This window comes from Baaleninema sp., from assembly GCF_049974805.1.
GTDB lineage: Bacteria > Cyanobacteriota > Cyanobacteriia > Cyanobacteriales > Geitlerinemataceae > Baaleninema.
Genome location: NZ_JBNGCO010000150.1, coordinates 1 through 8,797 on the forward strand (window position 1 = coordinate 1; position 8,797 = coordinate 8,797).

The 8,797-nt window shown below is 51.2% G+C and carries 10 protein-coding genes; 1 reads left to right on the forward strand and 9 read right to left on the reverse strand.

All coding sequences use genetic code 11. The annotated features are described in order from the left end of the window. Positions 1 to 251: tetratricopeptide repeat protein (locus ACP5D4_RS19670; RefSeq protein WP_428013311.1), on the reverse strand; the 251-nt coding region annotated here is incomplete at its 3' end. Between the two features lie 262 nt (positions 252 to 513). Here ACP5D4_RS19670 and ACP5D4_RS19675 point away from each other — a divergent pair. Next, positions 514 to 1,233, forward strand: a complete 720-nt coding sequence (locus ACP5D4_RS19675) for a tetratricopeptide repeat protein (protein ID WP_428013312.1) — start codon at positions 514 to 516, stop codon at positions 1,231 to 1,233. Between the two features lie 510 nt (positions 1,234 to 1,743). Here the strand turns inward: ACP5D4_RS19675 and ACP5D4_RS19680 are convergent. From ACP5D4_RS19680 to ACP5D4_RS19715, 8 genes are all read right to left on the reverse strand, one after another. Beyond that, on the reverse strand, positions 1,744 to 2,190 hold the full coding sequence (locus ACP5D4_RS19680; RefSeq protein ID WP_428013313.1) for a tellurite resistance TerB family protein: 447 nt from the start codon (positions 2,188 to 2,190) through the stop codon (positions 1,744 to 1,746). A 188-nt stretch (positions 2,191 to 2,378) separates the two neighbouring features. Further along, positions 2,379 to 3,614 carry a bifunctional sterol desaturase/short chain dehydrogenase gene (locus tag ACP5D4_RS19685; protein ID WP_428013314.1) on the reverse strand — a complete coding sequence of 412 codons (1,236 nt, stop codon included), beginning with the start codon at positions 3,612 to 3,614 and terminating at the stop codon, positions 2,379 to 2,381. A gap of 339 nt (positions 3,615 to 3,953) precedes the next feature. Next, positions 3,954 to 4,553, reverse strand: coding sequence for a DUF1997 domain-containing protein (locus tag ACP5D4_RS19690; protein WP_428013315.1), 600 nt, complete (start codon positions 4,551 to 4,553; stop codon positions 3,954 to 3,956). Between the two features lie 229 nt (positions 4,554 to 4,782). Further along, positions 4,783 to 5,052: a YciI family protein gene (locus ACP5D4_RS19695; RefSeq protein ID WP_428013316.1), complete on the reverse strand. Its 270-nt coding sequence runs from the start codon at positions 5,050 to 5,052 to the stop codon at positions 4,783 to 4,785. A 24-nt stretch (positions 5,053 to 5,076) separates the two neighbouring features. Next, the gene (locus tag ACP5D4_RS19700; RefSeq protein WP_428013317.1) at positions 5,077 to 5,931 is read right to left on the reverse strand and encodes an alpha/beta fold hydrolase; all 855 of its coding nucleotides are present in this window, start codon (positions 5,929 to 5,931) and stop codon (positions 5,077 to 5,079) included. 379 nt (positions 5,932 to 6,310) lie between these two features. Further along, positions 6,311 to 7,300, reverse strand: a complete 990-nt coding sequence (petA, locus tag ACP5D4_RS19705) for a cytochrome f (protein ID WP_428013318.1) — start codon at positions 7,298 to 7,300, stop codon at positions 6,311 to 6,313. A 56-nt stretch (positions 7,301 to 7,356) separates the two neighbouring features. After that, positions 7,357 to 7,899: a cytochrome b6-f complex iron-sulfur subunit gene (petC, locus tag ACP5D4_RS19710; RefSeq protein WP_428013319.1), complete on the reverse strand. Its 543-nt coding sequence runs from the start codon at positions 7,897 to 7,899 to the stop codon at positions 7,357 to 7,359. Positions 7,900 to 8,335: 436 nt separating this feature from the next. After that, positions 8,336 to 8,797, reverse strand: a 462-nt coding sequence (locus tag ACP5D4_RS19715) for a PspA/IM30 family protein (RefSeq protein WP_428013320.1), incomplete at its 5' end; no start/stop codon positions are given.

An 8,797-nucleotide genomic window follows, 5' to 3' on the forward strand; every position in this document is an offset into this window, starting at 1 on the left:
AAGGCGGCGATGGCTTCGTCTAACTTCCCTTGGTCTCTCAGGGCAATTCCGAGACTGTTGTAAGCCGCTACATTATTGGGGTCAATCTGCAACACTCGACGCCACGTCTGTTCCGCATCCTCATATCTCCCCTGACTCTGAGCCGCATTTCCCCGCTCAAACAACTCATCCACCGACTGGGCCACCCCAACCTGAGGAATCAGCAGGAGAGACAAGCCCAACACCCATGCCATCACTGTGCGCGTCACCATCGACTGAGACCTCCAACCAACCTGATTTCAGTATAGTTTTTCTTTGTCTTGTTCGACTGTACAGGCATTTAAGTCTCTCCCCCTCTCTTCCTCTATGACCCCTGTGACAGGGACTTCCCTGGGGCGAGACGGAACTCAGTCCTTTCACCTCACCGATGACCTGACTGTGGACTGGCCGAATTGGGGAGAGCCAGGCTTAGCCAAAATGTCGATTTTGATTAGAATATAGCTAGTTTTTTTAAGGTAGGCGGAGGAGAAACCCGTGAGATATCAGAAACTGGGATTTTGGTTAACTTTAGTCACCATAATAGGGGGAGTTGTCCTGGAGGGAACTCCAATGGCTCTGGGGGACACTGGACTTCGGGAGAATCCTCAGCACTTCGTCAGCAATTTAGCTCAAGATGCTTATGATTTGGGGGTTGAGCTTTATGAGGCGGAAAAGTATGAGGAAGCCCTACAGGCGTTTTCTGAGGCAATTCGTCATAATGAACGGTTTGTTAATGCTTATTTATATCGCGGTTTATGTCATCATAATTTGGGAAATCATGAAGAGGCAATTGAGGATTACAGTGAGGCTATCTCTCTGAAAAATGACTATGGATTAGCTTATCAAAATCGAGGTTTGTCTTATCAACAGCTTGAGGACTACGAGGCGGCGATCGCCGATTTCACCCAAGCGATTCGCCTCAATCCTGATGATGTTTTCTCCTATCGAAATCGAGGTAGATCGCACCAAAATCTTGAAAACCACGAAGAAGCAATTGACGATTTTACCCAAGCCATTCGCCTCAATCCTGAAGATGCCGATTTTCACTATCTTAGAGGGCAATCTTATCGAGCATTAGGTGAAATCAATCAAGCCCGTAATGACTTTGAAAACGCGGCGGAACTCTATCAAAGTCAGGGGAATGAAACCTGGTATCAAAATTCTATCGACATCCTGAACTCCTTAGACACGACCCAGCCGGTTCCCGGTTTGTAACCGGTGGGGGTTTCAGTGAGGATGAGGACGATAGACCGTTGCAGGGGGAAGAAGGGGTTTTCCTCTAGGCTGGGGAGACGTTCATCGGGAACTGGCGGAACTGGCATATTTTCTAAAAAAAACGCCCGAAAAATCTTGACATTTTTTTAAAGGGGTGCGATACTTGAATTGAAACCGTAAGGGGTCGTTCGCCCATGCGCTTGACTTAAAAATCAACATCAATGAAAGCCAAAAGCCAGATCCCCGGAATCTTCAAGATTCCGGGGATCTTTTACGAGAACCTGGGTTAATACTTAAAAAACAAGAGAGAGAAAAGCCGAAGTCTAGAGAATTCGAGCGATCGATTCAGGGTACATCTCAAACAATGTAAATTCAATCGTACTCCAAACCGCTTCCGCTTGGCGAGCGGCTGTTGGGTTCCACGGAAGTCCGCACAAACTACTCGACTCACCTTCACTCCAGTCTGGGTTTAGCTCAAAAAAAACATAACATCAAGACAAAAGAATCGAATCAACCCTTATTTTTAATGACCATCACAGCCACAATAGTCTGAGCGAGATCGTCCGGTAAATCCAACGCTTGATGTAACTCGTTCAGCAAATCCTCTTCCTCAGCGGTCACTTCCCCATCCGCCAAAATAATATCCGTAGTCACCGCGAAAACCGTATCGTGCAAATCATGAGGAATTCCCGCGATCGCAGCATTTAAGAGAACTTCCGACCCTTGTCGGCGAATGATTCCCAACAGTCGATCGATAGACGAAGCGATCGTATCGCTAGAGTAGCTGCGGAACATTTTTTGACGCCACAGGGTACTGTTTAAAACCCGCGTCTCATCATCAGAAATATAGCCATCCGCCGCGATCGCCAGCAACGTAATCGCCAAAAACGATTCCACCGGACCGAGAGACAACTCCGTAGAACGACGTTTACCCAAAACGGAATCAAATAAACCCATAATTGACTCTGAGTGATTTTTTAAAATCTATTATAAAGAAGGATATTTGCAGTTTTGCTAAAAATTTATCAATCTTGTTTTATTGTCACAAAACTCGATTAAAAAACATTGCGAAGCAACAGATCCCCAGCATCTTCAAGATGCCGGGGATCTCGCAGTGGCGACTCAACCTGAATTGGCTCCGAAAGTTACTCAGGAAGCTTCCGGGCGCGAGTAAACAAGCGGAAATACCAGGAGACGAAAAACTCCTTAATCGGCAACGCAATTCCCGTAATCGGGTTAATCGTAACAATGATATTGCGATCGTCCCGTTTCGCCTTCTTCACAATCTGCTGAGCCACGCGATCGCCCGACATAATACCGATAGGATTTAGATTGCTCTTAAACGGTCCCAAAACCAACTTACGAACAATACAGGGAGCGTCCAAACGGCGCATCGTCACCAAATCCCCCAACGTGCGCTTACTGAGTTCGTAGAGAGGACTAAACGCCGGACTGACTTCCGCTTCCGACGTATTGACCCACACCTCTTTACAGACCATATCGCGGTTAGTGCGAACCGTCGCGAGGAACTGTTCCATCAACCGCCAACCGGAGAAAGCGTTGATTTCAAACGATCGCTCGATCGCTTCCGGCGTCCGTTCGCCCCCCACATTGACACCGTGATTGAGAACCAAAATATCGACCTTCTCAAACAGTTCCGCCAGTTCCGTTTCCTGTCCGATTTGCCAGTTGACGGTTTTCACCTCTACCGTTTCCCCGTCCAAATCGAGGCTTAAAGTTCGATCGCTCGACGTAAGAGCAATAACTTTCGCCCCCGATAGGTGCAAGTATTTCAACAACCCCGTCCCCAGGGTTCCCGAAGCTCCCGTGACGGCGACCGTTTTACCCTTTAACGATAACGCCGTACCCAACGCGCGATCGACCAACGTTAACGCCCCCGAAAAATAAGCATCCTGATTATCAAAATGATGTCGCCAGTGATAAGGACGATTGACGAACAACCGCGACGGCGGCGACTGAAACGGCCCGGGAAGATGCGTTAAATCCGTCAGTTCGTGGGCCCACCGCCAACCCATCCCGCGAGCGATCGCCCCAAACAGAAACGAAACCGAATACAGCGTTCCCGCCAAAGCCGCCCAAAAAACGTTCGGCGACACCACAAACGCGAACACCCCAAACAAGCCGCTGGCGGTCAACATCACCAAGGATTCCGGAAGGTCGTTACGCCACTGCGCCTGACGATAAATCGTCTCGTTGACGGGAGTTAAATCGGGACGAAACACCCGGTGATGCCAATTGTGCAGTCGTCCCAGAGGTTGCCAAACATGAGCGAGGGCGTGGTTGCAGTCCCTGGCGATTTCCACCCAGACGATCGAACTAATGCCCCAAACCGCGATCGCCAGCCAGTCCGTTGCTGTCATCACAATTTCCTTTCACCTTACGAGAGTTCGCCCTCTATTATTTCTTAATTCTGCCAGCCTGTCTTAAACCGAAAATCCCGGCAAATCCTTCGACCGCCCGTCACTTTGGGATGACTTATCAATCCTTGACGGGTCGATCGAATTTTTCACCACACCAGAGACAGAGGACATAGAGGGTTGGGCTACCCACGGGTGCATCTCAAAAATGTAAATTTATCAAATCGGAGTCTCTACCATGAATCGATCTGTTGTTGGGTTTCGCTATCGCTCCACCCAACCTACCGCCAACTACCGCCAACTCATATTTTTACAAAAGTCAGATGCACCCCTACCCACAACCTAACTGCTTTGAGCGTTGGGGGACAGTTGCATCGTCCCGTTCGCCGTCCCGTCCCGGCGTTGCTGTTGCCGTTCCTGTCCAGCCCAGGCGCGATAATCCGCAATCAAATGGCGGGTCAACCGCTGTTTGATGGTATGCAGAACGCTGGTGAGGAGGGTGTTTCCCGTCGCGTCGATAATCGGTTGGGGCGTAAACCACAGCGGCGGCGGCATTTCCACTTTCACTTCCAAATTCGCCCGGCCGTAAAGGGTGGTTTTGCCGTTTTCCGTGCGCGGTTCGAGGCGTCCCACCAGGTTGAGAGAAAACCGTTGGTTGATGTATTCCACGCCGCGAATCTCGCAGCGGCGCGATCGCAGATGCACCGTTCCATTGGGTTCTGCCCACACTTTCATATCCACCGTCGGCTGTACGCTCAGCATCAAAAAGTGCAGCGGACGCATTTTCAATCGAAAACAGTCAGGACTTAACTTTTCCGTGCGAGCCGGATCGACCAGGGCGCTGACTAACCGCTGGGGTTGGCGCAGATAATGTTGGATGGGAACGGGCTGCTCGGGAACGGGAATTTCAACAGGTAGGGACGCAAAAAAGCGGCTATACATGACATCCGCGAAAATAACAACAGTTTGAAACGGTTCTTAACTAAATTATAGGTTTCTTTAAAAAAATCGCCGAGTCTGAGAGAGTCAGGTTGTTCGATCGACCGGGAGATCGATCGAACAAACCCTTGACCGTCGAAGAATACAGGCGATATTTCCGTGTTTCCCGATCCTACTCTAGGATGGGGATTTGTTTACAGAAATTTAATATTTTGTAGAGTGTATGCTGTCATCAAAAGGCTTGAATCCACTCCTTGACCTGATATTCAGTCCAAATGCCGTTTTTCCAGTAGGGGTCGTTTTCCACCAACTGGCGAACCGTGGCTTCATCGTCGGCGTCGTAAATCCCGAACACCATCGTATTGTCTTTCGTCGGTCCGAGCGTCACCAGGACCCCCGACTCCTTCTGTCGGCTGAGACCGTCGAGATGCGCTTGGCGATAAGGTTTCCGGCGTTCCAGAGCATCTTCACAGTAACTGCCCCACATCACATATTTCGTCATAGTCAAATCCTTTGGAAATAGTATCTAACCGTCCGTCGAACGGCGGCGCAAAAATGGTATCAAAGCTTTTCCCACCTCTTCCGACCAATGTTCTTGAGGATAGTGAGCGGCTTCGTCGAGGCTGACGAACCTTCCGTTTTCCAAATTGTCAGCGAAGGCTTTCGCCGGTTCGACAGACAGCCAAGGATCGAGTTTGCCCCAAACCACGAGGCCGGGTTTCGTCCACTGGCGGAAACCGCTTTCAATTTCAGCGGTGGCTTGGTTGAGTTGTAGGTTTTTGAGGGTGTAGAGTAAAGCTCGTCCAGAATCGGAACTTTTCAGCCAAGGACGGCGATAAACATCGAGGTCTTCATCCGGGATGACGAAACCGCTGCCTTTTTCGAGCGTGCGATCGACCAGCAGGGGGTCTTGGGTCATCATATCGCCGATAAAGGGCAAACTCATCTGTTTCAGCATCCAAGGGAGTTTGGCCTCGGGAGAGAGGGGAGCGTTGAGAACCGCCACGCGATCGACGCGATCGCTGTGTCTCAGAGCATATTGCAACCCCACCGACCCCAAAAAGCCTTGAACCACCAAAGACACGCGATCGAGTTCCAAAGTCTCCAGAAAATCATCCAACGCCGCCACAAAGCTATCGGGGGTGTACGGAAACTCTCGCCGTTCCGGTTTGCTCGACCGACCGAATCCCAACCAATCCGGGGCGATACTACGAAGTCCCTGACCAGCCAGTTCCGGCATCAGCGCACTCCAACTGTAACCGAGAGAGGGGAGACCGTGCAGAAACACCACAGTAGGCACCTGCGGCGGGTTGACGGGATTAGCTTCGCGGTAAAACCAGTCCCAAGCACCGACAGTAATTGTTTTTTGTTCGACAGACACAGTTTGTTAAAGCGCCTTAAAGCGTTAAGATTTGCAAAAAATTATCAATTAACCCAGTATTAACGACTTATACCATTTCTCGGTCGGGGCGATCGAGACCTCAGCCACAGAAACCCCGATTTTCGAGATAGATCGAACTCGAACCCACAGACCCCCAACCCAACACCCTAGAAACCGCTAGATCCCCAGCATCTCCAAGATGCCGGGGATCTGTTTTCCCGAGATGGGTATAACTTCCCCTCATCATCCCCTCATCCCCTCATCCCCCGATCCTTTTCCGCCCGCTGCCACTTTACCCGCCAAAAAAAAGGACGTTTCCCCAAAAAACGCGGAAACACCCTCATCCTTGAACTGATTAAAATGTCGCGTCGAAACCGTCTTAGAAGTTCATTTCTGCCGCTTGAACTTTCTCGACCTGTTTCTTCTTCAACACCAACATAATTTGCGACAAGATAACGATGGCGAAGAACGCCAACAATCCTTTAATCCGAGTCGCACTTTGCAGCACGATTTCAGTATCCTTTTGACCGAAACCGCCAACATTGGGGTCGGTCGTCAAAACCTCTCCAGCCGCCACTTGCTGACCTTCAGACACCAGCAGTTCCGGACCCGGAGGAATCGTTTCGACGAGTTCTTCACCGTCGTTAGTTTTCAGCGTGACTTCGTAACCGCCCGCGTCCACAGCAGAAACTTTCGTCACCACACCGCCATTAGAGGCTTTGTAAGCGACGTTGTTGCTGTTGTTTCCGGCCGGATACACCTGACCGCGGCCGCGGTTGCCGCCAGCGTGAACGGAGAACTTACCGAAATTGACAGATTTATCAGTGCGGGGGTCGGGAGACAGCACCGGGAACACCAATTCCTGATGGTCTTCACCGGGAAGCGGACCGATCAGAACGATATTTTCCTGCTCGGGGCTGTAGGTTTGATAGAACAGCCCTTCCGTTTCTTCCTTCAGTTCCTCGGGAATGCGGTCTTCAGGCGCGATTTTGAAACCTTCCGGCAGCATCAGAACTGCACCCACGTTCAAACCGGCTTTGCTTCCATCGCCGAGAACCTGTTGGACGCTGGTATCGTAAGGCACCTTGACTACGGCTTTAAATACCGTGTCAGGTAAAACGGACTGAGGAACTTCAACTTCCGTCGGTTTAGACGCCAAGTGGCAGTTCGCGCAGACAATGCGTCCGGTAGCTTCGCGGGGAGTTTCCGGGGCAGTTTCCTGAGCCCAGAACGGATAAGCGGCCGCAGCTTGAGGGGCGACGAGGTCGCTGGTAAAGAACACCGCGACGGCTGCGATCGCTACCAGCAGTCCTTTCGCCAACGGTGCAACGCGGCGATGCCATCTCGCCAAGGCGCGATTGTATTTCATCGGTTGTGACAACGTTCTCTTCTTTCGAGGGCTTGCGTGTTGGGGGGAAACGAATCTTACGTCCACCAGGGATCTTCGTTGGTTCGGAAGTCTTCTTCCGTCCATTGGGTTAGGGTCACGTCGTCGTCTTCGGAGACATCCACGTGAACCAAGGCCAGGGACAGCGGCGCCGGACCGCGAACCACTTTTCCGGTCTTATCGTACTGCGATCCGTGGCAGGGGCAGATGAATTTTTCGGCGCTAGTGTTCCAAGGCACGACACAGCCGAGGTGGGTGCAAACGGCGTTGAGGCCGTAGTCGCTAATGGCGTTTTCGCCTTCGAGGACGATGTAAGTGGGATCGCCTTTGAAGCCCTGGGCTAACACGCGATCGCCCGCGTTGTGTTTGGCGAGAAATTCGCTGGCTTTGATGTCGTTGCCGAGAGCGTCTTTGGCGACGATGCCGCCACCGCTTCCACCGCTAGAGGGAGGAATAAAATAATTCACGACCGGGTAGAGCGCACCGAGTGCCGTTCCGGTGACTGCCCCGAACGTGAGGAAGTTCATAAATTGCCGTCGTCCCATGGAGGGGACGTCTGCAGGTCCTGAAGCTTGAGTCATTGAGCTACTCGCGTATTATGTTATTTGATTTCCCTTAACAAACGGTATCGTTAGTTTAATCGTTGCCGTTTCCAGGTTTCGCGCTGGAAATCGTAACGCTAGTGAGGGTCGTATCTCACGAGACCCCGATACACGAGAGCGCGATACTGAGCCGCGCGTAACAGTTATTCATATTATCACGTTGGGGGCGAACCCCCGTGCGGGATTGAGGGGATTTTGTCACGGCCGAGAGCGACCTCGATCGACCCTCAAATTCTCGCCTTTAAGCCCATCCGCGCCGCTCGAATACCCACCTCAACTCATGGGGGATCTCCTTTCGCGCTAACTCGCGGATCGATTCGATCGCGTTTGTTCGTGCAGGTAAACTGCTTAGCATATTTAGGGTGAAATCGCCAAATATTTCGCGCTAAATTAATAATTCTTCACGCTTTGGACGTTACCAATCGGTGAAATGTTGCCGATCGCGCACTAACATCTCGGTCATTTCCGCAAGTCGATCGAGATGTTGTTTGAGATCGGCGGCTTTGTGTTTGTACTCTCGTTTGCGGAACAAAGCAGCACGGGCTAAATCCTCTCGATCGCGTTCGAGAGCTTTACGGGCGACCGCATCCCAAGCCTTCATTTCCTGTACCGCACGATTGTACTGAGGTTGTAAATCGTCCCAGGCCACCTTAATCTCGCCGAGGGCGTTCTCGAACAGTTGCGGGGCGTCTTCCTGGCGTCCGTCTTCCAGCGACTCGATAATAGGAATATTGAGCGTTTGCGGATCGAAGCGAGACAGCAGCGGTGCGAATTGGCGAATTTGCTGGCTGTCGTTAATGCCCGTTTTACACCAAGTCGCGAATTGACTACTCTCCGCGCTAAAGCGACGGAGATTCCCCGGAGGGATTTCAGCACT